We start from the raw sequence: 22978 nt of genomic DNA on the forward strand, positions 1-22978 counted from the left end.
CGTCAGTAGAGGTGGCAAGCGCCGCGGTGCTCGGGCGCGATTTCACGAAGGACGGGCAGCTCGTTCTGGCAGGTCGCGAAGGCCTGCGGACACCGGGGGTGGAAGCGGCAGCCGGACGGCGGGTTGCGCATGTCGGGCGGCGAGCCCGGGATGCCCTGCAGCTTGCGGCGCGGCCCACGGACCGAGGGGAACGACCCGAGGAGCCCCTGCGTGTACGGGTGCTTCGGATCGCTGAAGAGGTCCTTGGCGCGGGCGGTCTCCGCGAGCTTGCCCGCGTAGAGGATGGCGATGCGCGTCGAGAACTCGGCGATGAGCGAGAGGTCGTGCGTGATGAAGAGGATCGAGAAGCCGAGGCGCTCCTTGAGCTCGGCGATCTGCTGCAGGATCTCCCGCTGCACGACCACGTCGAGCGCCGTCGTCGGCTCATCCATGATGAGGAACGGCGGCTTGAGCGCCATCGCGATCGCGATCACCACGCGCTGCCGCATGCCGCCCGACAGCTGGTGCGGGTAGCTGTTCAGGCGCGACGAGTCGATGTTCACGAGCTTGAGCAGCGCGGACGCGCGCTCCATCGCCTGAGCGGGCGTCACGCCGTCGTGCGCGATGATCGGATCCGCGATCTGCTCGCCGATCGTCAGCACCGGGTTGAGCGCGGTCATCGCGCTCTGGAACACCAGCGCCATCTTCCGCCAGCGGAAGGCGCGGAGCTGCTCGTCGTTCATCGCCAGCACGTCCTGCCCGGCGAAGTACACGTGCCCGCCCGTGATGACCGCCGGCGGGCGGAGAAGCCGCATGATGGCCATCGCCACCGTCGACTTGCCGCTCCCCGACTCGCCCGCGAGGCCGAGCACCTCGCCCGGGGCGATGTCGAAGGAGACGTTGTCGACCGCACACACCGGACCCGTCGGGGTGATGAACTCGACCCGGAGATCCTGAACCGAGAGAAGCGGACTAGGCGCCATGAGTCCTCACCACCGGCGTTGACGAACCCGCCGTGACCTTGCGGCTCCTGAGGAGACGCGACCAGGCTCCCTCCGAGCGGAGCCGCGGATTCGAGATCTCGTCGATCGCGTAATTGATGAGCGTGAGCGCGAACCCGACCAGCGCGACGCACACGCCGGTGGGGACAATGGTCCACCAGGCGCCCGTGAGGAGCGCGGCGTTGTTGCTCGCCCAGTAGAGGTTCGTGCCCCAGGTGATGGCGCTCAGGTCGCCGAGCCCGAGGAACTCGAGGCCGACCTGGGCGCCGATGGCGTAAACCGTCGCGCCGATGAAGCCGGACATGAGGAGCGACGTCATGTTCGGCAGGATCTCCACGAAGATGATGCGCGCGCTGCTCTCGCCGCTCACGAGGGCCGCGGACACGAAGTCCTTGTCGCGCAGCGCGAGCACCTGCGAGCGGAGCACACGCGCGTTCCACGCCCAGCCCGTGAGGACGAGGACGAACAGGATCGTCATCGGCCCGGCCGGCAGGTAGGCCGCGATGACGACGGCCATCGGCAGGCCAGGGATGATCAGGAACACGTTCGTGAGCAGCGAGAGGACGCTGTCGATCCAGCCGCCGAAGTAGCCCCCGGCCATGCCGATCGCCGCGCCGATCGCGATCACCGCGAAGCCCGTGGCGAAGCCGACGGCCAGCGAGGTCCGCGCGCCGACGATCGTCTGCGCGAGCACGTCCTGCCCCTGGCCGTTCGTGCCGAACAGGTGCTCGGCGGAGGGAGCCTCGTGCGGCATGCCCACGAACGCGTGCGGATCTTGCCCCACGATCGAGGGGCCCAGCAGCGAGAGGAGCAGGAAGAAGAGCACGATGAGCGTGCCCACCATCGCCTTGCGATTCGAGAGGAGCAGGCGGAGCCACCCCGCCGCACGGGAGCCGCCGCCCCCGCTGTTGCCTTGTTGCGCAGCCATCGCTTCTCCTGGACCCAGCCGTCAGCGCCCGCGGGCGCGGGGATCAAGAAACACGTAGATCACGTCGACCAGGAAGTTCGCCCCCAGCACGGCGAACGTGATGGTAAGGAAGATCCCCTGCATGAGCGGGTAATCCTGGTTTCGAACCGCCTGGATGAGCAGATAGCCTTGCCCCGGATACGAGAAGACAATCTCGGTGAGCAGCGAGCCGGCGAGGACGAAGCCGAGCGCCATGCCGAAGCCGGTGACATTGGGCAGGAGCGCGTTCCTCGCGGCGTAGGTGAACATGACCCGCCACTGCGAGAGCCCCTTGGCCTGGGCCATCGTGATGTACTCCTCGGACAGCACGGTGACCATCGCGCTGCGCATGCCGAGCATCCAGCCGCCGATGGTGGCGATGACGATCGACAGGGCGGGCAGGATCATGTGCGAGAGCACGCTCCCGATGAACTCCAGGCTCCAATCGGGCGAGAGCGTGTCGCTGTAGGCGTGCCGCAGCGGGAAGGCCCCGAGCACGAACCCGAGGAGGTAGAGCGACACCATCGCGAGCCAGAAGTAAGGGAACGCGCCGAGGAACATCAGGACCGGCGGCATGATCGAGTCGAGCCAGCCGCCCCGCTTCCACGTCGCGACGATCCCGAGCAGCGTCCCCAGGCCGAAGCTGACGATCACGGCGGCGCCCGACAGGAGCAACGTCCAGCCGAGCCCCGTCGCGATGACCTCCGTCACCTTCGCCGGGAAGTGCGCGATCGATGTGCCGAAATCGCCGACCAGGATGTGGCTCAGGTAGGTGAAGTACTGCTTGTAGAGCGGCTCATCCGTGAACCCGAACGCCTTCCGCAGCGCCTCGATCGCCTCCGGCTGCAGCTGCCCCCGGAAGCGCACGAACATGGCCGAGGCTGGATCGCCCGGCATGGCGCGCGGAATGAGGAAGTTGAGGGTGAGCGAGGCCCACGCCGCGATGAAGTACAAGCCCAGCTGTCGCAGAAGGTAACGCACAGAAGCTCTCTCTTTTAACCTGCGCTCCGGATCAGGTCACGCCCAACTTCACTTCGGCTTGAGCTCGGTGAGGACCAGGAGGTACTCGGGCGGGTTGTTGGGCGACAGCTTCGCGTACGGGTTCTCCTTGCTGGGGAACCCGGTGAAGCGGCGTGTGTTGTACTCGCCCCAGGACGGCCCGGGGAACAGCGGGATCGAGGGGGCCGCCTCGGAGAAGATCTCCTGGAGCTGCTCGATGATCTTCTTCTGCTCCGCCGGCTCGGTCGCGGCCTCGAACGCCTCGAAGAGGCTGTCGGCCTGCTTGGCGCCGAAGCGGTGCCAGTTGCGCGCCGACGTCTCGCCGACCGGCTTCGCGGTCGCGGTGCCGAGGAGGTCTCGGTAGAAATTGTAGGGGGTCGGCTCCTCGTTCGACCAGCCCATCGACAGGTCGAACGTACCCTTCTGGAGCGCCTCGAAGAACGCGCTGAAGTCGTACGTCTTCAGCGTGGCCTCGACGCCGATCTGCTTCACCTGCTGCGTGACGATCTGCGCCGCGCGCACCCAGTCGGACCAGCCCGTGACGACGTTGAGATCGAAGCGCAGCGGCTTCCCGTCCTTCACGCGGATGCCGTCGGCCCCCTTGGCATAACCCGCCTCGTCGAGGATCTGGTTCGCCTTGGCCACGTTGAACTTGACCCAGTCGCCCGCCTCGACCGTCTTCTGGCTGCGCCAGCGCTCGTGCGCGTCGCTCAGCGCCGTCGCGTCCGCCGGCCGCGTGTAGTTGTTCATGGCGACCTTGACGATCTGCTCGCGGTCGAGCGACATGCTGATCGCCTTGCGCACCCGCGCGTCGTCGAGGGGCTTCTTCGTCGTGTTCGTGTAGACGAACACCGTGCTGCCGACGAGCGGGAACCAGTAGTGGTGATTCGCCGGGTCCTTGCCGACGTAGACCTTCTCGATCTCCGGGACGAAGTTGCCGGCCCAGTCGACCTCGCCGTTCAGGAGCGCCAGGTTCGCCTGGTCGTTGCCCGGGTACGCCGGGAAGCGGAGCCCCTTGATCGCCGGCTTGCCCGGCTGCCAGTAGTTCGGGTTCCGGCCGAGCTCGTAGATCTGGTTCTGGAAGGTCTTCACCTCGGTGAAGGGCCCCGTTGCGACCGGGTTCTCGTTCGTGTACGTGACCGGATCCGCCACGTCCTTCCACTTGTGCTCCGGCACGATCGGCTGGTGGCCGAGGAAGACGAGCCCGGGGACGTACGGCCGCGTGAGCGTGAACTCGACCGTGGAGTCGCTCTTGGCCTCGACCGAGGTCAGCCACTTCCAGACGCCTTGCAGGTCGAGGGCGACGTGCTTCTTCAGGAGCCCGAAGGTGAAGGCCACGTCCTTCGCCGTGAACGGCTGGCCATCGGACCACTTGACGCCGGACCGCGTCGTGACGGTGAGCGTCTTGTTCCCGTTACCCCACTCGTACTTGGATGCGAGCCAGGGGGTGAACTCGCCCTTCATCGTGTTGTAGACGAGGAGCGGCTCGTAGATGCCAGCGACGGTTGGCCAGCGAACGTTGCCTGATGCGAGCAGAGGATTGAAGTTCCGCACCCATGACGCTTGCTGCTCGATCGAGACGGTCAGAAAGGTGTCGGCGGCCGGAGAGGGCTTGCCCGCACCCGGCGCGGTGCTCGCGCCGCCCGCGGACTCCTTGGTCGGTTCGGTCTTCCCGCACCCCGCTGTGACACCGACCGAAAGCAGCAACGTCGACAACACGAACGTCCGACGCGGCAACAACCAGTTCCTCATGAGAATGCTCCTCGCGGGGCCCTCGTGGATACGCCCGAGCGCCCACCGTCCCTCTCCCACTCCTCAATCTCCCTGGAAGCCACCACGCAGCAGAGCGGCTCGCCGGAATTCGACACCGCGACGCAGTGCGCCATACCAGCATCCAGGCGTCGGCACTGTAGCCGTTTTCGCACAGCAGTGTCAACGGGGATTCGAGGTCGCTGTCAAGTTCTCGCGCCGCTTACTCAGGCGCGTTTTCAAGGGAGATGTCGTGGTGCGTCATGTCTCGCAGCAGCAACTCCGTCTCATGTGGTGCTCATGGTGTCATCACGCGTCATGAGGAATGATGGCTTAAGCACTTGCACTGTTATTTTCTTTGGCCGCAGGAAGAAAGTAAGCAGTCACAGACTGCGTCGGTTCGGGCACCTGAGGTGCGCCGCCGTCCACGCGCGTCCGGGGCAGGTCTATACAGACGTCCGCGGGCGATTACAAGACCAGAAATTTCCAACTTCGCGCCGGTGGACAGGGGGGTGCGATCCCAGGGCGAGCGCGGACACCCCCCCTGGGCGGGCAGAGTAAGGAAGGCCGCATCAGGGGCGGACGCGGGCGGAGCGCCGGGTGCGCTCAGCGTTGGTGTGCGGGCCGCTATTCGACGCCTGATGGGCTGGTCCTCTCCGCCGTGGCCGTGAGTACCACGTATCAGGAAAGGCTCCCTTCGATGTCATCAATGTTTCGCGCACAGGCGCGGGCGCGGTCCAGACGAGCGGCCGCGAGCGCGTTTCATGGAAGCGGGGGAGCGGACGCTGGCACGCGGAGCTCGCTGCCGAAGAGCTCGTCGGCGGTGCAGCTGTCGAGGAACGCGCTCTCCTTACCCAGCTTCAGCTGAGGCTCGGGCGAGCCCTGCACGACCAGCCCGAAGCGGTTGTCCAGGGCACGAACGCGGGAGAGGCGACCCGTGCTCCGGTCGTACAGGATGCCGGCGCGCGCACAGCCTTCCACCCGCACGTCATCGAGCGCGACGGTGGAGCCGGCGAGCGCGAGGACGCCGTCGGCGACGAGCTCGTCGCGCCGCCTGCCCTGTGCGGCGCGGGGATCACCCGTCACCCCGTCGACGACCGTCTGCGAGATCTCCGCCTCCGAGCCGAACAGCACAACGCCGGCCGTGCGGCTCCCGCGAACGATGGACGAAGCGAGCCGGATCTCGTACCCCGCCGCAGCGACGCCGATGCCCGTGCTGTCGTCGTCGCCGTCGTCGTCGTCATCGTCGTCATCGTCGTCTGATTCGCCGCCCGAGGTGCCGTCGATCAGGTTCCCGATGATCTCGACCTTGCTGCCGAGGACCTCGGTGCCGGCGAAGACGCCGACGGAGCGGTTGCCGCTCACGACATTGCCCGCGAGCACGGCGGTGGCGCCTCTGTGGATGACGATCCCCTGCCCCACCGGCGCGCGGCGGTCCGGCGCGACGTGCCCCTCGACGAGGTTGCCTGTCACGGTCGCCTCGGACCCGTCATATCCCACGAGCAGGCCGGTGCCCTCGTTGTTGCGAATGGCGTTCGACACGAGCGTCACCCGGCCCTCCGCCACGGTCAGCCCGGCGCCGTCCCCCCAGCCGCCTTCGGCGATGGTGCCTTCGATGAGGTTGCCGCCGGCGATCAGCTCGGCGGAAGAGTCGCCGACGTGAACCCCGGTGCCGCGGTTCCGGACGACCGCGCTGTCGTGGAGGCGCATCGCCGCGCCGCGGGCGACGGCGACCCCGAATCCGCCGAGCAACGACCCGGTCGGGGCCGCCACCGTGCCCTGCACCAGGCTCCGCGTCATCGTCGCCGCGCTGCCCTCGCCGATGACGGCGACGCCGATCTCCGTGTTGCCGAGGACCACGCTCGAGTCGATGGCGACGCGCGCTTGCCTCGCCGCATACACGCCGACGCCGTAAGGCGGGTCGGAGGTCCCGGGGCCCGTCCCCTCGACGAGCACGCCGGACAGGGTCGCGGACGCGCTGGCCGCCACGAGGATCCCGGACAGCTGGTTTCCAACGACAGCCGTGCTCTCGATCGACGCCTCGGCGCCGTCCTGCACGACGATCCCCTGGCCGTCCGCCGGGTAGCGCCCAGAAGACACGGTTCCCTCGACGAGGCTGCCCACCACAGACGCCGTGGCGCCCGCCTGGAGCGCCGCCACGCCCGCCGCGCGGTTGCCCGTCACGGCGCTCTCCTTCACGAGGAGCGCGCCGCCGGCATCCGCAAAGGCGCCGATGCCGGTTCCTGCGCTGCCGTCGCGCGTCCCCTCGATCCAGCTCTGCGCGACCGAGAGGCGGGCGCCATCGCCCGACAGGACGCCGGCATGCATGGCGTCCTTGATGTGAACGCGCTCGAGCGTCACGGCGCTCGCGCCGTTCGCCACGACGCCGGCGCCGTCTCCGCCGATCTCGATCCCCCGGAGCGTCACCTCCCCTGCGTCGAGCACGGCCACGATCGCGGGAGGACGCACGGCCGAGCTGACCCCGCGGATCCGCACGCGCGAGGCGCACGGGCCGGCGATCTCGAGCGGCTTCGTGATGACGACCGGCTCGTCGTAGGTCCCCGCCGCGAGCGCGATCGTCCCGCCGTCGTCGACGAGCCCCAGCGCCGCCTCGATCGTCGTGACCGGCCTCGCCTCGGATCCGTCGCCGTCCGCGCCGGAGTAGCTCGGATCCACATAGACGTTCCCGGACACGCGCGGGACGCTCCCCCACGGCCCGCGCCCGCAGCCGACGGGGCCGTCGACCGGCACACACCCCGCTTCCGGCGTCGCGAACGTGCCTGTCGGGCACCTCGCCATGGCCGGCCTGCAGAGCCCGTCGTCGCCCGCGAGCTCCGGAGCGCAGCGGGGGATGCCAGCGGGAATACAGCCCTCATCGAACTTCGGGATCGTCCCCGCAGGGCACTTCTCCATCGATGGATGGCAGAGCCCGTCGTCCTCCACGAAGAGCTCGGCGCACCCCTGGATGCCCACCGGCATGCACGCGTCCGCGGGGCCGAGGACGTGCCCAGGCGCGCAGCTCGGCGCGCGCGGCGCGACGCCCTCGCATACGAGCGGGGCGCCGGAGCTCCCCGAGGCGTCGCTGCACGCCGCGACGAGCGGCAAGAGGGCCGCGATGCAGGCGGCCAGGCAAGATGAACCCGCGCGCGTCGCGCAGAAGCGCATGCAATCCCCTCCTTGGAAAGCGCTGCCTCGCGCGCCGCGGGCTCCCGCTCCTCGGGCGAACAGCTCTCCAGAGCTCCCGCAGCAGCGCGGAGACCGCGCGTAGCCTCCATGAACAGGCGCTCCGAGCGCCCGAGATCGTCGAGGAGCCCGCGCCAGGGTGACGAGGACGCCGCCTGTGCGCCTGTGCGCCTGTGCGGCGCTGCGCGAGCTCCTTTAGCGTAATGAATCCTACAACGGGAGATGCGCTCCTGCCAGGCAAAGGAGCCGTGATCGCGCCGACTTTCCCTTCGCTGCAGCGCCACGGACGGCTGCGCCGCGCCGGGTCTCCCGGGCGTGGGCGCGCGAACCTCGCTGACACCGAGGCTCGCGCGCGGCCGAGCGTGTGGGTCAGACGTCTTCTGTCAACCACGTTGAACCGGGCGAACGCGGCGCGGGGACGCCCCGCGCAGGCGGCCGCTCCCGCTGCATCGCGGGCCCGCCGTCCGCGGCTGAAGCCGGCGGCCGCGCCGTCGTTCCGGACGACGGGGTGACGCGCGGCGCGGCGCAGAGCGCGGCACACTCACGCGACGACGGCGAGGTTGCCGCAGGAGGAGCGCCGCACAGGGCCCTTGTCGGCCCTAGTGGGCTGCGCACGGCGTGACCAGATGGCCGCAAGCGATGAGAACATCGCCGCCGACGAGCGCAGATGTCGAGTCGCTGCAGCCCCTGATTGCAGGGATCCACCAGGTCTTCGGAAATGCGGCTTGCCGAGCGCGATAAAGCCGCAAGTCGGGTCGTCCTCCCCCGTCTCATGCCGTCCCGCCGCGCGCGACGCGCGGGGGGCGCCCTGCGATGGACGTCGACATTTGCCTTTCTCCAGCGCTCGAAAGGCTCCCACATCGGCGCTGCGAGGCGGCGCCGGCGCGCGCCGGCGCGGCGGCTCCCCGGCGCGATGAAACGGGGCAGAACGCTCACCCGGCGCGGATTCAGACAATGCACTTTCGCCGTCGCCGACGCGGCAGGCTCTGCACACGAGGAGTCAGGCACGCAGCCTGCTCTCCACGCCGTTCAACATGCCGGCGCGGGCCCGAGGGCCGTAGCAGGGCATGGAAGGAGGACGGATGGTTCGCTCAATCGATATGAAGATGGCGCACGCGGCGATGCTCTTTTCTGTGTTGATGACCGGGTGCGCAGTCGACGCGGCGGCTCCGCAAGAGGCCGAGTTGGACCAGGCTGACGTCGACGTGGCGTCGAGTGAGCAGGCGTTGGAGGACGAGGAAGCGACGGACGAGGAGACGCGGGGCGGCGGCCTGATCGGCGCGCCCGGGGCGCCGGGCAAGACCGATATCGGCCAGGGCCCCATCAAGGGCGGCCTCGGCGGCCCCGGTGGCCCGCTCCAGGGCCCCGGCGGCGTCGGACAGGGCCCCATCAAGGGCGGCCTCGGCGGCCCCGGTGGCCCGCTCCAGGGCCCCGGCGACATCGGACAGGGCCCCTTCAAGGGCGGCCTCGGCGGCCCCGGTGGCCCGCTCCAGGGCCCCGGCGACATCGGACAGGGCCCCATCAAGGGCGGCCTCGGCGGCCCCGGTGGCCCGCTCCAGGGCCCCGGCGGCGTCGGACAGGGCCCCATCAAGGGCGGCCTCGGCGGCCCCGGTGGCCCGCTCCAGGGCCCCGGCGACATCGGACAGGGCCCCATCAAGGGCGGCGGCCCGCTCCAGGGCCCCGGCGGCGTCGGACAGGGTCCCATCAAGGGCGGCATCGGCGGCCCCGGTGGCCCGCTCCAGGGCCCCGGTGGCCCGCTCCAGGGCCCCGGCGACATCGGACAGGGCCCCATCAAGGGCGGCGGCCCGCTCCAGGGCCCCGGCGGCCCCGTCGGCCAGGTCGGGCAGATGCCCGGCGGCCCGGTCGGGCAGATGGGCGGGATCCCCGGCCTCGGCGGCTTGCCGGGCATGGGCGGCTTCGGGTGGCCGCTCGGCATGGGCGGCTATCCGTACGGCGGCTTCGGCTTCCCCGGCGGGTTCGGCGTGCCGCTCGGCGGCTTCGGCGGCGCGGGGTGCTGCGGCGGCGGTCTCCCTGGATCGCTCTTTCCCTGACGTCGTTCCCCGGGCGCGACGGCCACGCTGCCGCCGCGCGCCGTGGTGAATCGGTACGAGGGTCCGCCCGAACCTGCAGGGAGAGTCACCCGAGCTCTCCGCGAGGCGGGCGGCCCGTCCGTCGACCGGCCTCTGGAAAGCGGCCGCCCTCGTCGAGCGCGGGGCCCGCGAAACGTTGGACCCCCGCCGCGCGGTCGAGGCAGCATACGGCGATGGAAGACGCCCCCCTCCTAGAGCGCGAGCCGGAGACCAACATCTTCGGCGAATCCATGGTGGTGTTTCACACCGCCGCGGACCTCATCGGCCTGGCTCCCCGCATCCGGCTGGAGCTCGAGCAGCCCGACTACGAGCACATCTTCTACATCACCACGCAGCTCCAGGACCGCCTCGTCCCCTTCCGCGGAGAGGCGGCCGCGGCCTACGAGCGGCTCCCTGCGTCGGTGATCCCGAACCGGGCCGCGATCACCCCGCTCTTCAACGGCAAGCTCATCCTCCGCCCCGAGGCGCTCCGGAGCGGCTCGATCCACGTGCAGGACGGGACGATCCGCCTCGCCGATCAGGGCCTTTACCGCATCCAGCCCGGCGCGTTCGTGCGCTTCAAGGCCTATCGGGTCCAGCACAACCAGGCGCGAGGGCCTTACAAGGGCGGGCTGCGCTTCCACAAGGCCGTGTCGCTCGACCTGTTCAACGCGCTCGCCGCCGAGATGACCTGGAAGACGGCCATCGCCGATGTCCCGTTCGGCGGCGGCAAGGGGGGTATTCGCATGGACCCGCGCGAGCACAGCAAGGAGGAGCTCGAGGCGATCTCGCTCCGGTACATGTACCGGCTGAAGCAGCTCATCGGGCCCAACGTGGACATCCCCGCGCCGGACGTGGGCACGAACGCCGAGGTGATGGCGTGGCTCCTGCGCCAGTACAGCGACGGCGAGCGCGAGCGGGTGAACCACCGCGGCGTCGTCACGGGCAAGGACGTGCGCATCGGCGGCTCCGAGGGGCGCGTCAAGGCGACCGGGCAGGGGCTCGCGTACTGCATCGAGGAGTGGTACGCGCAGCGCGGCGCCGCCCTCGCGGGGGCGCGCTTCATCGTGCAGGGCTTCGGCAACGTCGGCTCCGCCGCCGCCGAGATCCTGTGCCGGATGGGCGCGCGGTGCGTGGCCGTGCAGGACGCCGACGGCGCGATCTACGACCCGAACGGCGTGGACGTGCGCGCGCTGATGGCGCACGTCAACGAGAACCCGCAGAACCTCCGGCGGTCGGTCGCCGGCTACAGCGGCGCCCAGGCGATCGCGCGGGACGATTTCTGGAGCGTGGACGCGGACATCTGCATCCCGGCCGCGCTCGGCGACGCCATCACCGGCGAGGTGGCCGAGCGGCTGAAGGCGAAGCTCGTGGCCGAGGGCGCCAACCGCCCGACCACGACCGAGGGCGACAAGGTGCTCGCGGAGCGCGGCATCAGCGTCATCCCCGACATCATCGGCAACGCGGGCGGCGTGACCGTCTCCTATTACGAGTGGATCCAGAACAAGCGCATGGAGCACTGGACCGAGGGCGAGGTGAACGCGCGGCTGGAGCGCGCCATCAAGAGCAACTACCGCCTGATCTGCGACATCGCGGAGGACCGACCGCGCCGCTCGGAAGATCACGACTCGACCGGGCTCGCCGTGGGCAAGCGCCTGCCGATGCGGCTCGCCGCGATGGTGCTCGCGCTCAAGCGGATCGAGGCGCACTACATGCTGGAAGGGTTCTCTCAGTGATCTCGGCAAAACGACGAGCGCGGCGCCGGAGTCCGGCCGTCCCTCTGGCCGGGTTCCGGCCGGGCGGCGGCGGACCTAGCGAGCGACGCCGTACCCGAGCTTCTTGATGCCGTAGACCTTGATCTTGTGCTGGAGCGTTCGCAGCGGCAGCTCGAGGCGACGCGCCGCCTCCGTCTGGTTCCAGTCGGACGCGCGCAGCGCCTCGAGCAGGAGCTCGGCCTCGATCTGCTCCAGGCGCGTCTTGAGGCCGACCGCGGGGGCCGCCCCCTGCCCCGGATCGGACGCGCGCGGGGGGAGCGGCTCGGACGGGCGCGAGGGCAGCGGCTCGGACGCGCGCAGGGAGAGGGCCGGCGCGACGCCGGGCTCGGACGAGCGCGAGACGTCGACGGCGCGAGAGGGCGTGGGCGGCGAGCTGGGAGAGGTCACCGCCAGGCGGATGCGCTCCGGGAGATCGCGCGCCATGATCGCGTCGCCCTCCGCGATCACCACGGCCCGCTCGATCGCGTTCCGGAGCTCACGCACGTTGCCGGGCCACGAGTAGCACTTCAGGAGGGCCAGCGCCTCGGGCGCGAGCGACTGGACCCTGCTGAGGTTCGCCGAGTTCGCCTGCGCCAGGAAGCCCGCCGCGAGCGTCGCGATGTCGTCGCGGCGCGCGCGGAGCGGCGGGATGTTCAGCGTCATCGCGTTCAGCCGGTAGAGCAGATCGAGCCGGAACGTGCCCGCGTCGCACATGGCGTCGAGGTCGCGGTGCGTCGCCGCGATCACGCGGACGTCGACCTCCAGCTCCTTGGTCGCACCGACGCGCGTCACCCGCTTGGTCTCGAGCACGCGCAGGAGCGCGGCCTGCGCTGCCGCGGGCAGCTCGCCGATCTCGTCGAGCAGGACCGTGCCGCCGGCGGCCGCCTCGAACACGCCCTTGTGCTGCTGGCTCGCCCCGGTGAAGGCGCCGCGCTCGTGGCCGAAGAGGGTGCTCTCGACCAGCAGCGCCGGGATCGCCCCGCAATTCACGCAGATGAGCGGCTCGCCGCGGCGCGGGCTGCCGTCGTGGATGAACCTCGCGAGCACCTCTTTGCCCGTCCCGGTCTCGCCGCGCAGGAGCACGGGGATGGACGAGCGCGCGGCCCGCAGCGCCACCTCGACGAGCGATCGCATGAGCGGGCTCTTGGTCGCGAGGAGATGGCCGTCGGCCTCCCACTGGCTCTCTGGCGGCGCGCCCGGCGGGCCCGCCTCGTCGGGCGGCCGGGTGCTGTCGACCTTCGGCGTGACGTAGACCAGCGCGCCCTCCGGGGACGCGAGGCGCACGGGCTCGGCGGGGGTGGCGCTCCGCGACGCCTCGTGGCTGACCTCGATGAGCTTGTCGATGGACGTCGCGGCGTCGGGGGACACGGCGACCCCCGCGACCAGCAAGGGCTCGCCCTCGCGGCGCGCGACGATCGCCTTCGCGAGCTCCTCGGCGAGCTCGGGGGTGACCTCGGGGAGCAGGATCTCGAGGGTGTCGGCGCTGTAGAAGGCGACGCGATCGACGGGCCTCAGCGCCTCGCGCACGCGGAGCCCCCAGTGGCGGAGGTGGCTCGCCTGCGCGCCGAGCGAGCGGACCACGACGAGCGCGAACTTGCGGCCGAAGAACCTGGACCGCACGATCTCGGCCTGGAGCGCGAAGCGGAGCGCGTCGGAGCCCTCCAGGCCGAACGGGGGCATCTCGCCCCCGGAGAGCACATGGACCGACGCGACGATGCCGCCGAGCAGCACCTCGTCCCCGGCCTTGACCACGCCGCTCTCGACCCGCTGCCCTGAAATGCGGGTCCCGTTGCGCGAGCCGAGGTCCTCCACCACGACCTCGCCGCCCACGAGCGTGAAGCGCGCGTGCCGCCGCGAGATGCTCCTGTCCCGGATCACCACGTCGGCCGGGGCCTCCCTGCCGACGACGACGCCGACGCCGGGGCTCATCGGGGCCATCTCGACGCCGTCATGATGATAGACGAGCAGGAGCACACGCCGCTTCTCCGAGCCCGCACCCTGGAGGAGCTCCCCTGTCTTGATGGACAGCGGCGCGGTCGTCGCCATGGGGCCGGTCCTGTAACCGCTCACACTGCCCAACTACGCCTCATTCCTCCCAACGGCAACCGGGAAGCGGCGGCGCCCCCGGTCTTCGACGAAAGCGCGCGCGGGGCGTCCGCATGGTAAGGAGGTCGGATGCTGCGTCTCAACGCCGAATGGACACAGGTGCTCCGCCGGTACAAGGAAGACCACCAGGATCCACGCAACCAGGCGTGTCACCAGGTCGGCATACCGCTCATCGTCGCGAGCTTCCCCGTGGGCGCGACGCTCATCGGCCTCCCGCTCGCGGCCGCGATGTTCGCGACCGGCTGGGGCTTCCAGTTCGCGGGCCACTGCTTCGAGGGGAAGAAGCCGTCGTTCGTGGACGACAAGCGGAGCCTGATCATCGGCGTGCTCTGGTGTCTCGAGAAGTACGGCCTGCGCGTCTTCGAGGAGACGCCCGCCCCCTGACGCTCCTCGCCAGGCGCTTCCCGGGCGCCGTCCACGGGCACGGCTGTGACGCGGACAGATCGGCTTCGTGCATCAGAAAACCTGGAACATGGTTTTCTTTGCCACTGTGCTGCATTGCGCAAAGCTTTCTTGACGTGATGCACGCACGGTCGTACCTGTGTCGCGGGCGGGGGCGATGACTCTTCCTATTCCGGGTCCTCGGCAGGCACCGCGCCCGCCGGCGCATCGACGTCCGTCCGCCGTGCCTCTGTCCCGACGAGCTCCCGGAGCTTCGGGACCGGCCCGCCGCAGGCGATGAGATGGACGAGGACGAGGAGACGGGGGATGGGGAGTGCGGGGAGCATGAGGGGGAAAGTCGCCGTGATCACGGGGGGCACCTCGGGGATCGGGCTCGCGACGGCATCCGCGCTGGCGCGGCAGGGCGCCCGGGTGACCGTGCTCTGTCGCCGGACCGGCTCCGACGGCGCGAGGAAGCTCGCCGCGCTGAAGGTGCTCGGCGAGGTCAACCTCGTCGAGTGTGACCTCGGCCGGCTCGCGTCCGTGCGCGCGGCGGCCCGCCAGGTGGCCGACCGGTGCGGGGTCGTTCACCTGCTCGTGAACAACGCGGGCGTGTTCCTGCGCGAACGCGCGGAGTCGGCCGACGGCCTCGAGATGACGTTCCAGGTGAACTACCTGTCGCATTTCCTGCTGTCGAACCTGCTGCTCGACCGGCTCAAGGCCGCGCGCGACGCGCGCGTGGTCAACATGGTCGCGCCGGTGGACAGCATCCGGCTCGACTTCGATGATCTCATGTCGAAGCGCTCGTATTCGTTCCTCTCCGCCTCCGCGCGGTCGAAGCTCGCGCTCGTGCTCGCGGCGCGCCGCCTCGCGGAGAGGCTCTCGGGCACAGGAGCCCAGGTGCTCTGCTACTACCCTGGCCTCGTGCGCTCAGGGCTGTTCGAGGGGACCTCGCGCGTCCTCAAGGCGCTGATCGACGTCGTGGGCGCGACACCGGCGCAGGCGGCCGCGAACCTCCTCGCGATCCTTGCCGAGACGGCGCCCGCCGGGAGCCCCGCCTTCTTCGAGCGGACCAGGGCGAGGCCTCTCAAGGGAATGGCGACCGACGCAGAGGCGGCCTCGCGGCTCTGGGAGATGAGCTCGAGGCTCGTCGGCTTCACCTGAACGGAAGGGCCCCCCGGCTCACCGGAACCCCCGCTTCTTGAGCTCCGCGGCGAGCGACGACTGCACGCGCTCGACCTCCCTGCCGATGGCTCGCACCGCCTCCGTCGCGCTCTCGAGCGTCCCCGCGCGCGCCTCGCGATCGAGCCGGGCGCAGAGCTCCTTCAAGCTGGAGGCCGCGAGCGCGTCGGCGCTCTCGTAGAGCGCCCAGGCGAGCCGCTCGAGCTCGCCGAGCGCGCCCTGCGCCGCGGCCTCGCGCATCGAGGCCACCCGGGTCGGGGCCTCCGTGAGGAAGAGCTCGATCACCTCGGTGACGACGTCGGGCTCGACGGCGCGCAGCCCGCCCCGAGGCCGCGAGGAGGCGGGCTGGCCGCGCCTCGACGTCGACGGGGGCGAGGGCGTGACCAGGGTCGGCGGAGCGAGCTCCACGCTCGGCGGCGCGCCGTCGGGGTTGGCGGCCTCGTACGCGCCGGACCGCGACGCCGCGCCGGGAGGCCGCCGCCCGCGGTCCGCCTCGTCCTGCCTCGGCGGCTTCGATGAGGCCGTCGCTCGCGCCGACTTCGGCGGGTGCGCGCGCGCCCCGGCGGACATGTGCTCCGGCGGCAGCCCTGCGAGCAGCCGCAGGCTCGAGTGCAGCTGCGCGCGCCGGATCGGCTTGATGAGCACGGAGTCGACCTCGGCGCGGCTGGGCGCCTCCCGGCCGGCGTAGGTCATGAGGCCGACGCGAACGGGCGCGATCGCCGGGTCCGCCTTGATGCGCTGGAGCAGCATCAGGCCGTCGAGATCGGCCAGCTCGAGGTCGATCAGCACCATGTCGTAGGCGGCGCCGGCGTCCGCCGCCTCGCGCAGCGCGGCCAGGGCGGCGGCGCCGCTGCCCGAGGTGCGGCACGCGAGCCCGAGCTCCTCGCTCAGCTTTCGCACCACCTGACGCACCGAGCCGCTGTCGTCGACAACGAGCACCCGCTTCCCGGGCAGGTCGATGCGCGGGATGAGCGCGCGCTCCGCGCCGCGCGCGCGCCGCTCGAACGGCAGCGCGAACGAGATCCCATGCCGGCGCGCGTCGATGTCCGCGGGCTCGCAGAGCTCGCCGCCCATCGCGACGACCAGGCGCTTCGCGACGGCCATGCCGGACGCCACGCCGAGGTCTCGCCCGGACGCGAGCCGCGCTCCCCCGCCCGGCGCGCCCGCTGCCCCCGGCGCCGCCGCGCCGTCCGCCCGCCCTGCGCCCGCCAGGCGCACATCGAAGCGCACCCGCGCGCGCGCTCGCTCGGGCGCACCGTCGAGCCTGCCTTTCGCCTCGTCGTTGCGGGCCGCGTCCAGCGCGGCGCGCACCAGCACCTCGCCTCGGGGCGCCGCGCCGATCGCGGTCGCCACGACGTTCATCAGGATCTGCCGCAGCCGCGCGGCGTCGCCGCGCACCGCCGCCGGCACGTCCGGCTCGACGTCGAGCACGAGCTCGGTCCCCTCGTCATGAGCGCGATCGCCGAGCAGCTCCGCGGCGTCCTCGATCGCCCGGCGCAGATCGAAGTCGGCGTGATCGACGGGCAGCCCGCGGCCGTCCGGCTGGCCGAGCGAGATGAGATCGTCGACCATCGAGAGCACCGCGTCGCCGCTGCTCCGGATGCGCCGCGCCCAGGCGCGCTGCTCGGGGTCGAGCTCGCTGTCGAGCAAGAGGCTGCTGAACCCGACGATCCCGCCGAGCAACGTCCGGATCTCGTGCCGCATCTGCGCGACCGCGCTCGCCTCCCCCTCCTCATGGGCGAGCGCCCATGGCCGCGCGGCCGGCTCCTGCGGCGCGAGCGCGCGCTCCGCGGACTCGCTGCTCCTCGTGCCGGGGCTGCTCTCTGGACCGCTCCGGCGCTGCTCTTTGCCTGCCATCGACGCCCCGCCACGCCTCGGTCGCCCGCCCCACGCGGGCCCCACGACGCCGGAGCTTCAAGTGTACTGCTTACAATGCCCCGGAGAGAAGCTCGCCGTGCGCGCCGCGACGACCGCGCCGCGCCGTGCGCGCGCCATTTTGCGCGTGCTTTACACGCCTTTTAGGCGGCTTCTACATGCCTTTTACGCGATATCAGCGTCCGTCAGCTCCCGCGCCCCGCGCCGCGGCAAGGGCGCTCGGCGGCGTCTCCCACGGTTCGCGAGGCCCATGGGGGCGACGCGCGTCCCCGAGCGCCGTCACGACGACGCGCTCGCGATCGACCGCCGCTTCTGCCGAGAGCACGCTGACGGCCGACGGGTCCTCGGACGACGCGAGCGCGCGCCGGCTGTGCCCGAACAGGCGCAGGAGCAGCTCCGGCGGGGCGAAGTCGAGATCGCTCTCGTGGACGAAGAGCCGCCCGAGGTGCTCGGCGTAGGCGCTGGCGAGCACCTGGAAAGGGATCCTGTCGAAGGCGAGCGCGCGCCGGCGGCTCGCGGCCGCCGACCCGAGCAGCGCCGCGAAGAGGGTCGTATAGATGGCGCGGAGCCTGATCCGCATCGAGGCCGGGCTGCGCTTCAGGGCCTCGCGCAGGAAGTGGACGTTGAGCGGGACGTGGAACGACTCGTCGCGCGTCAGGATCGTCAGCATCTGGCGCACCGCCGGGTACCGGGCTTCCCGCAGCGCGAGGCGGTAGGTCGTCGAGCCGATGGTCTCGAACATGAGGTTCGTGAGCACGATCGTCTCCACCCGCTTCGCGCGGCCGTACAGGCGATAAAAGGTGCCGGTGACGCGGCCCATGGGCCGGACCTCGCCGCCGATGTACGCGAGGAACTTCGTGAGCAGCTCGCGGTGCCACCCCTCCTCGTCGCCGTAGAGCCGCAGGCACTCGCCGAGCTCGGGGTCCCAGACGCTCACCTCGTCGGCCAGCGCATGCGCCTGCATGAGGCCGGACTCCTCGGCGCGGAACGCGGCGTTGAAGAAGGCGATCGCTGCCTGGCGCTCTCCCTCGCTCTCCCACGGGATCGGCCGGGAGAGGTCGAGCTCTTCCTCGTACATCCGCTCCGCGCGGCGGCGCAGCATGCTGAGCCACCACGAGGTGGCGCGCTGGACGGGGGGCTTGCGGGAGATCGGCTGGGACGCTGCAAGAAGCATCGGGCAAGGACCCCGTCGATGACGGATGAGGAGCCGTCTCCTCGATCGCGCACGACGGGACGGGCGGCACCATAGCGCAGTTGTTCGGCGCGGCGCAGCCGGGAGCGCGCCGCGCCCGGGCGCGCGCCGCGGGCGGAAGGCTGCTCGGGCGCGACGGATCCCTGCGCGGTCGATCGACGGGCCGATGGATGGCGCCGGGCGGCGCCGGGCGGACGACCCGGGGGGCAGGGGCATGGCGCTCGGGGGTCACACGCACGCCGTGCGACCGTACGCGACGCTACGCAGCGCCGCGCGAGACCCCCGCGCAGGCCGAGGCGCGCGTTCGTCGCCGTGGCGCGCTTTGTACGCCCCTCCGGGTGGGATACCATAGTCGACCCACTGTGTTCTTCGAGCAGCTCGAGCTCCCCCTCGGAGGGCTCTATCCCCAGACCGAGCCCACGCGCATCCCACGGACCCGGCGCGTCTTCGTCAACCGCAACCTCAAGCTGGCGGGGATCGACTGGGTCGGCTTCGACATGGACTACACCCTGGCGATCTACAACCAGACCGAGATGGACAACCTCTCGATCCAGGGGACCGTCACGAAGCTCGCCGCGCGAGGCTACCCCGAGGAGCTCCTGCGGCGCCTCCGCTATCCGATCCACTTCCCGATCCGCGGCTTGCTGATCGACAAGCGCTTCGGCCACGTGCTCAAGATGGACCGGTTCAAGGTGGTCCAGCGCGGGTACCACGGCCTCCGGGAGCTCACGAAGGACGAGCTCCGGTCGCTCTACCAGCACCGCAAGATCCGGCCGAACACCGCCCGCTACCACTGGATCGACACGCTCTACGCGCTGAGCGAGGCCACGCTCTACGCCGGCATCGTCGACGCCCTCGAGGAGCGCGGCGTCGCGCTCGACTACGCGCGGCTGTTCACCGACATCCGCGAGTGCATCGACGAGGCGCACCGGGACGGCACCATCCTCGACGTCGTCCTGTCCGACCTGCCGCGCTTCGTCGAGCGCGACCCGAACCTGGCGCAGACGCTCCACAAGTTCCGCTCGGCGGGCAAGAAGCTCTTCTTGCTCACGAACTCGCGCTGGCCGTTCACCGAGAAGATGATGACGTACCTGCTCGGGGACGCGATGCCGGAGTACCCGAGCTTCCGGCACTACTTCGACGTCATCGTCGTCGCCGCGCAGAAGCCGGCGTTCTTCCAGGAGCGCCGCCCGCTCCTCATCCGCGACGGCGCCGAGCCCCGCCCCGCCACGGCCCCGCTCGAGCGCGGCGCCATCTACGAGGGCGGCAACCTCAACGACTTCGAGAAGTTCCTGAACATCTCCGGCGACCGGGTCCTCTATGTCGGCGATCACATCTACGGCGACATCCTCCGCTCCAAGAAGGAGAGCGCGTGGCGCACGGCGATGATCATCCAGGAGATGGAGGCGGAGGTCGCCGCCCACGAGTCGTGCCGCCGCGAGCACATGGAGAGCGCCCTGCTCGAGGGGCGCCGCGAGGAGCTCGAGGACCAGCTGCGCTTCTACCAGCAGCGCTACAAGGACCTCACCCGCAAGATCGAAGAGGAGCAGCAGAAGAAGAACGGCGCGACCAACGGGGGCGGAGCGACGCTGCTCGCGGAGGCGAACGGCGAGCACGTCCAGATCGACTACGCGACGTCGTTCTACGAGGCGGAGCGGGGCCGCACCAAGCGCGCGGTCGAGCGCATCCGCGGCCAGCTCCGGGCCGTCGACGCGGAGGTCGGCAAGCTGGAGCGCGAGATCGCCCGCCGCTTCCACCCCTACTGGGGCTCGCTGCTCAAGGAGGCGAACGAGACGTCCAGCTTCGGCGATCAGGTCGAGGAGTACGCCTGCATCTACACGTCGCGCGTCTCGAACCTGCTCGCCTACTCGCCGCTGCAGTACTACCGGAGCCCGCGCGACCTGATGCCGCACGAGCTCTGATCGCCGAGGCCTCCGCGCCGGTGCGCGGGCGCCGCATGAGGAGATCGCCATGAGCATCGCCCGCCCCCGCCCGCTGTTCGTCGCGCTCGTCGCCCCCGCCCTCTTCGTCGCCGGCTCCGCCGGCTGCGGCAAGCGGGCCTGCTTTCACTGGACCGAGCTCGAAGGGGCGTGCCCGTCGAGCGGCGAGGCGCGCGTGTTCTTCGAGAACCCAGGCTGCGTGAGCTCCATCGAGTCCATCGACAGCGAGGGGGATTTCGACGGCGAGCTCTGCTGTTACGACGTCACCACGGTCGACACCGGCGACGAGGAGTGCACGACGGTGCAGGGGCCCATGTCCGGCAGCGCCGGCGGCGGACGCCCCCCCATCCCCAAGTAGCCTCGGGGCGCGGCGCGCGGCCTGCGCCGCGTCACTTGCAGCAGCGGAAGCCGGTCGAGTAGTCGTGGTACCCGCGCGAGTGCGCGGTGGTCTTGTACTCGCAGCCGTCGCCGTGCTTGGCGCTGTCGAGGTAGTAGCCGCCGCGGAAGGTGCCGCGCGGCGCGCTCGTCCACTCGTGCAGGTTGCCCACCATGTCGTGGACGCCGAAGCTGCTCTTGCAGCGGCGGAACGCGCCCGAGGACGCCAGCGTGCCCGGGAGCTGGTTCAGGCGGGCGTCGTTCATGTTGGCCCACGTGAACGCCGATTGCGGGGCCTCGCCCCCCTGGCCGAAGTAGCGGTTGAACGACGAGACGCCGCTGTCGTTGCAGGCGCCGCGCTCCCGCTCGCGCCCGTAAGGGAACACCGTGGCGCGCTTGCCCCTGCACGCGGTGACCCACTCGTCGTCCGTGCAGAGCCGCTTGCCGGCGCTCTGGCAGGCCGCCTCGGCCTGATCCCGGCTGATGTACGCCTGCGGCTTCACGCCGCGCCGGCTCACCGCCTTCACCTTCAGCTTGCCGACCGGCTCGAACGGCGAGTGCCGGCGCTTCCCTCCGCCGGAGAGCAGCTCGACGGTGCTCGCCTCGAAGCGATCGATGCAGAACGTCCCACGCACCGAGGCCATCCCCGCGGGGCACGCGGCGCGCGCGGCGGCGGCCGTCCGGGGGCTCGGTAGCCCGAGGGCCGCGAGGCCGAGCGCCGCGACGCCCGCGGCGAAGACCGGCGAGCGCGCGAGGGACAGGGCGGGCCGGCGCGCGAGGGGGTGAGACGGGAAAGGGGGTCGCATCTCGGAGAGGCCCATGCCCGGGGCGAGCTCCTGGCCATAGCCGATCCCCGGCGCGGCGGGCAAATCGCCGCAGCTGGCGGAGACGGGCCCGGACGCGCGCGCTGCTGGCGCTGGACGAGCGGGCGATTTCGGTCACGCTGGCGCTCCCATGACAGCCACCGTCCCGCCCGCCGCCGGCGCCACGGCCGCGGGCTCGCGCGGCGACCTCCCCGCGCCCGCGGGCTCGCCCGGCGATCTTCCCGCGGCCCTGCTCCGGAGCTCCCCCGCCGACTTCATCGTCGAGGAGCTCCCCGCCTACGCGCCGAGCGGCCGCGGTGAGCACGTGTTCGTGACCTTCCGCAAGACGGGGCGCACCACGCTCGACGCGGTCCGGACCATCGCGCTCGCGCTCGGGGCCGACCCGGGCGGCGCCGGCTTCGCCGGCATGAAGGACCGGCACGCGATCACCACGCAGACCGCATCGTTCCAGCTCCCCCTCGCGCAGGATCCGGCGCCCCTGCTCGAGAAGGCCGAGCTGCCCGGGATCGAGGTCCTCACGGTCGCCCGGCACGACAACAAGCTCAAGCCGGGGCACCTCCTCGGCAACCGGTTCCGGATCGCGCTCCGGGGCATCGCTCCCGCGGCGCTCCCGCTCGCCGAGCGCCGCCTCGCCGAGATCGGCCGCGCCGGCGTGCCGAACGCGTTCGGGCCCCAGCGGTTCGGAAGGAACGGCGACAACCCCGAGCGCGCGCTCGCGTGGATCGCCGGCCGGGAGCGCGGGCCCCGCGACAAGCGCGAGCAGCGGCTGCTCTTCTCGGCGCTCCAGTCGCTCTGGTTCAACGAGGTGCTCGCGCGCCGCGAGGCGGACGGCACCTGGAGCGCCGTGCTCCCCGGCGATCTCGCCAAGAAGCGCGACAGCGGCGGGCTGTTCCTCGTGCCGCTCGAGGGCCCGGAGCTCGCGGACGCCGAGGCGCGCGCCGCCGCGCTCGCGATCTCGGCGACGGGCCCGATGTTCGGCCGGAAGATGCGCTGGCCCGAGGGCGCCCCGGGCGCGCTGGAGCGCGAGGTGCTCACCGCGGCGATCGGCGACCCTCGCAGGCTCGACGCGTTCGCCCACGCCGGAGAAGGCACGCGGCGCCCGCTGCGCCTGGAGGTGGACGGCCTCGAGGTATCCACCTTGGAGGCGGCCGCCGGGGAGGCGGCGGTGAGCGCCGCCACGCCAGGAGCCGCGGACGATCCGGATGTACGGCACGGAATCGTCGTCTCGTTTGTGCTACCGAAGGGCGGCTACGCGACGACCGTCCTTGGGCGAGTCTTCCAGCTCGTCGACGCCTCCGCCCCCCGGCCCTCCATCGGCAGGCCGGGGGCGGGCAGCGCCCCTCCTCCGGAGGGGGACGAAGTCGAGGAAGGGCAGCCCGCCGTCGACCCGTAGAGGCTCTTCGAAGCGCGGCTCCCCCCCCAC

Annotated in this window: 17 protein-coding genes; 7 read left to right on the top strand and 10 right to left on the bottom strand. The window is 71.3% G+C overall.

The window, feature by feature from the left end; translation table 11 throughout:
- Positions 1-2: 2 nt before the first annotated feature.
- From WME97_RS23635 to WME97_RS23655, 5 genes are all read right to left on the bottom strand, one after another.
- Positions 3-962 carry an ABC transporter ATP-binding protein gene (locus WME97_RS23635; RefSeq protein ID WP_437555003.1) on the bottom strand — a complete coding sequence of 320 codons (960 nt, stop codon included), beginning with the start codon at positions 960-962 and terminating at the stop codon, positions 3-5.
- A complete protein-coding gene (locus WME97_RS23640) occupies positions 952-1908 on the bottom strand; it encodes an ABC transporter permease (RefSeq protein ID WP_437555004.1) in 957 nt (318 codons plus the stop codon). The genes WME97_RS23635 and WME97_RS23640 overlap by 11 nt, the downstream gene beginning before the upstream one ends.
- 21 nt (positions 1909-1929) lie before the next feature.
- On the bottom strand, positions 1930-2907 hold the full coding sequence (locus WME97_RS23645; RefSeq protein WP_437555005.1) for an ABC transporter permease: 978 nt from the start codon (positions 2905-2907) through the stop codon (positions 1930-1932).
- Positions 2908-2955: 48 nt separating this feature from the next.
- Entirely contained in the window at positions 2956-4677 is a 1722-nt protein-coding gene (locus tag WME97_RS23650) for an ABC transporter substrate-binding protein (protein ID WP_437555006.1), read from the bottom strand.
- Between the two features lie 759 nt (positions 4678-5436).
- The gene (locus WME97_RS23655; RefSeq protein ID WP_437555007.1) at positions 5437-7839 is read right to left on the bottom strand and encodes a right-handed parallel beta-helix repeat-containing protein; all 2403 of its coding nucleotides are present in this window, start codon (positions 7837-7839) and stop codon (positions 5437-5439) included.
- 1100 nt (positions 7840-8939) lie between these two features.
- Between WME97_RS23655 and WME97_RS23660 the strand changes: the two genes are divergently transcribed.
- Positions 8940-9908, top strand: a complete 969-nt coding sequence (locus WME97_RS23660; protein ID WP_437555008.1) for a hypothetical protein — start codon at positions 8940-8942, stop codon at positions 9906-9908.
- Positions 9909-10120: 212 nt separating this feature from the next.
- Positions 10121-11662 carry a Glu/Leu/Phe/Val family dehydrogenase gene (locus WME97_RS23665; protein WP_437555009.1) on the top strand — a complete coding sequence of 514 codons (1542 nt, stop codon included), beginning with the start codon at positions 10121-10123 and terminating at the stop codon, positions 11660-11662.
- A gap of 75 nt (positions 11663-11737) precedes the next feature.
- Here the strand turns inward: WME97_RS23665 and WME97_RS23670 are convergent, their stop codons facing one another.
- Positions 11738-13750 (bottom strand): sigma 54-interacting transcriptional regulator, encoded by a 2013-nt coding sequence (locus tag WME97_RS23670; RefSeq protein ID WP_437555010.1) that lies wholly within the window; start codon positions 13748-13750, stop codon positions 11738-11740.
- A 105-nt stretch (positions 13751-13855) separates the two neighbouring features.
- Here WME97_RS23670 and WME97_RS23675 point away from each other — a divergent pair, with 105 nt between their 5' ends.
- On the top strand, positions 13856-14170 hold the full coding sequence (locus tag WME97_RS23675; RefSeq protein ID WP_437555011.1) for an Mpo1-like protein: 315 nt from the start codon (positions 13856-13858) through the stop codon (positions 14168-14170).
- A 185-nt stretch (positions 14171-14355) separates the two neighbouring features.
- Here the strand turns inward: WME97_RS23675 and WME97_RS23680 are convergent, their stop codons facing one another.
- Positions 14356-14514 (bottom strand): hypothetical protein, encoded by a 159-nt coding sequence (locus tag WME97_RS23680; protein ID WP_437555012.1) that lies wholly within the window; start codon positions 14512-14514, stop codon positions 14356-14358.
- Here WME97_RS23680 and WME97_RS23685 point away from each other — a divergent pair.
- Positions 14513-15331 (top strand): SDR family NAD(P)-dependent oxidoreductase, encoded by an 819-nt coding sequence (locus WME97_RS23685; protein WP_437555013.1) that lies wholly within the window; start codon positions 14513-14515, stop codon positions 15329-15331. The genes WME97_RS23680 and WME97_RS23685 overlap by 2 nt on opposite strands.
- 18 nt (positions 15332-15349) lie before the next feature.
- Here WME97_RS23685 and WME97_RS23690 read toward each other — a convergent pair whose 3' ends face one another.
- Complete coding sequence (locus WME97_RS23690; RefSeq protein WP_437555014.1) at positions 15350-17206, bottom strand: ATP-binding response regulator; 1857 nt, start codon at positions 17204-17206, stop codon at positions 15350-15352.
- Positions 17207-17399: 193 nt separating this feature from the next.
- Entirely contained in the window at positions 17400-18398 is a 999-nt protein-coding gene (locus tag WME97_RS23695) for a ferritin-like domain-containing protein (protein ID WP_437555015.1), read from the bottom strand.
- Positions 18399-18778: 380 nt separating this feature from the next.
- On the opposite strand from WME97_RS23695, the gene WME97_RS23700 reads away from it, so the two are divergent.
- Complete coding sequence (locus WME97_RS23700) at positions 18779-20338, top strand: HAD-IG family 5'-nucleotidase (protein ID WP_437555016.1); 1560 nt, start codon at positions 18779-18781, stop codon at positions 20336-20338.
- Positions 20339-20387: 49 nt separating this feature from the next.
- Entirely contained in the window at positions 20388-20714 is a 327-nt protein-coding gene (locus WME97_RS23705) for a hypothetical protein (protein WP_437555017.1), read from the top strand.
- 31 nt (positions 20715-20745) lie between these two features.
- Here WME97_RS23705 and WME97_RS23710 read toward each other — a convergent pair whose 3' ends face one another.
- Positions 20746-21537: a formylglycine-generating enzyme family protein gene (locus WME97_RS23710; RefSeq protein ID WP_437555018.1), complete on the bottom strand. Its 792-nt coding sequence runs from the start codon at positions 21535-21537 to the stop codon at positions 20746-20748.
- A gap of 148 nt (positions 21538-21685) precedes the next feature.
- On the opposite strand from WME97_RS23710, the gene truD reads away from it, so the two are divergent.
- Positions 21686-22948 carry a tRNA pseudouridine(13) synthase TruD gene (gene truD / locus WME97_RS23715; RefSeq protein WP_437555019.1) on the top strand — a complete coding sequence of 421 codons (1263 nt, stop codon included), beginning with the start codon at positions 21686-21688 and terminating at the stop codon, positions 22946-22948.
- Positions 22949-22978 lie beyond the last annotated feature (30 nt).

It is taken from the genome of Sorangium sp. So ce367, assembly GCF_051520455.1.
Classification (GTDB): Bacteria; Myxococcota_A; Polyangia; order Polyangiales; family Polyangiaceae; genus Sorangium; species Sorangium cellulosum_B.

What these genes read in the sequence shown, in the direction of transcription:
- WME97_RS23705 (WP_437555017.1), top strand. Translation starts at nt 20,388, where the DNA reads ATGAGCATCGCCCGCCCCCGCCCGCTGTTCGTCGCGCTCGTCGCCCCC.
- WME97_RS23690 (WP_437555014.1), bottom strand. Translation starts at nt 17,206, where the DNA reads ATGGCAGGCAAAGAGCAGCGCCGGAGCGGTCCAGAGAGCAGCCCCGGC.
- WME97_RS23695 (WP_437555015.1), bottom strand. Translation starts at nt 18,398, where the DNA reads ATGCTTCTTGCAGCGTCCCAGCCGATCTCCCGCAAGCCCCCCGTCCAG.
- WME97_RS23680 (WP_437555012.1), bottom strand. Translation starts at nt 14,514, where the DNA reads ATGCTCCCCGCACTCCCCATCCCCCGTCTCCTCGTCCTCGTCCATCTC.
- WME97_RS23655 (WP_437555007.1), bottom strand. Translation starts at nt 7,839, where the DNA reads ATGCGCTTCTGCGCGACGCGCGCGGGTTCATCTTGCCTGGCCGCCTGC.
- WME97_RS23650 (WP_437555006.1), bottom strand. Translation starts at nt 4,677, where the DNA reads ATGAGGAACTGGTTGTTGCCGCGTCGGACGTTCGTGTTGTCGACGTTG.
- WME97_RS23660 (WP_437555008.1), top strand. Translation starts at nt 8,940, where the DNA reads ATGGTTCGCTCAATCGATATGAAGATGGCGCACGCGGCGATGCTCTTT.
- WME97_RS23685 (WP_437555013.1), top strand. Translation starts at nt 14,513, where the DNA reads ATGAGGGGGAAAGTCGCCGTGATCACGGGGGGCACCTCGGGGATCGGG.
- truD (WP_437555019.1), top strand. Translation starts at nt 21,686, where the DNA reads ATGACAGCCACCGTCCCGCCCGCCGCCGGCGCCACGGCCGCGGGCTCG.
- WME97_RS23710 (WP_437555018.1), bottom strand. Translation starts at nt 21,537, where the DNA reads ATGCGACCCCCTTTCCCGTCTCACCCCCTCGCGCGCCGGCCCGCCCTG.
- WME97_RS23635 (WP_437555003.1), bottom strand. Translation starts at nt 962, where the DNA reads ATGGCGCCTAGTCCGCTTCTCTCGGTTCAGGATCTCCGGGTCGAGTTC.
- WME97_RS23665 (WP_437555009.1), top strand. Translation starts at nt 10,121, where the DNA reads ATGGAAGACGCCCCCCTCCTAGAGCGCGAGCCGGAGACCAACATCTTC.
- WME97_RS23640 (WP_437555004.1), bottom strand. Translation starts at nt 1,908, where the DNA reads ATGGCTGCGCAACAAGGCAACAGCGGGGGCGGCGGCTCCCGTGCGGCG.
- WME97_RS23675 (WP_437555011.1), top strand. Translation starts at nt 13,856, where the DNA reads ATGCTGCGTCTCAACGCCGAATGGACACAGGTGCTCCGCCGGTACAAG.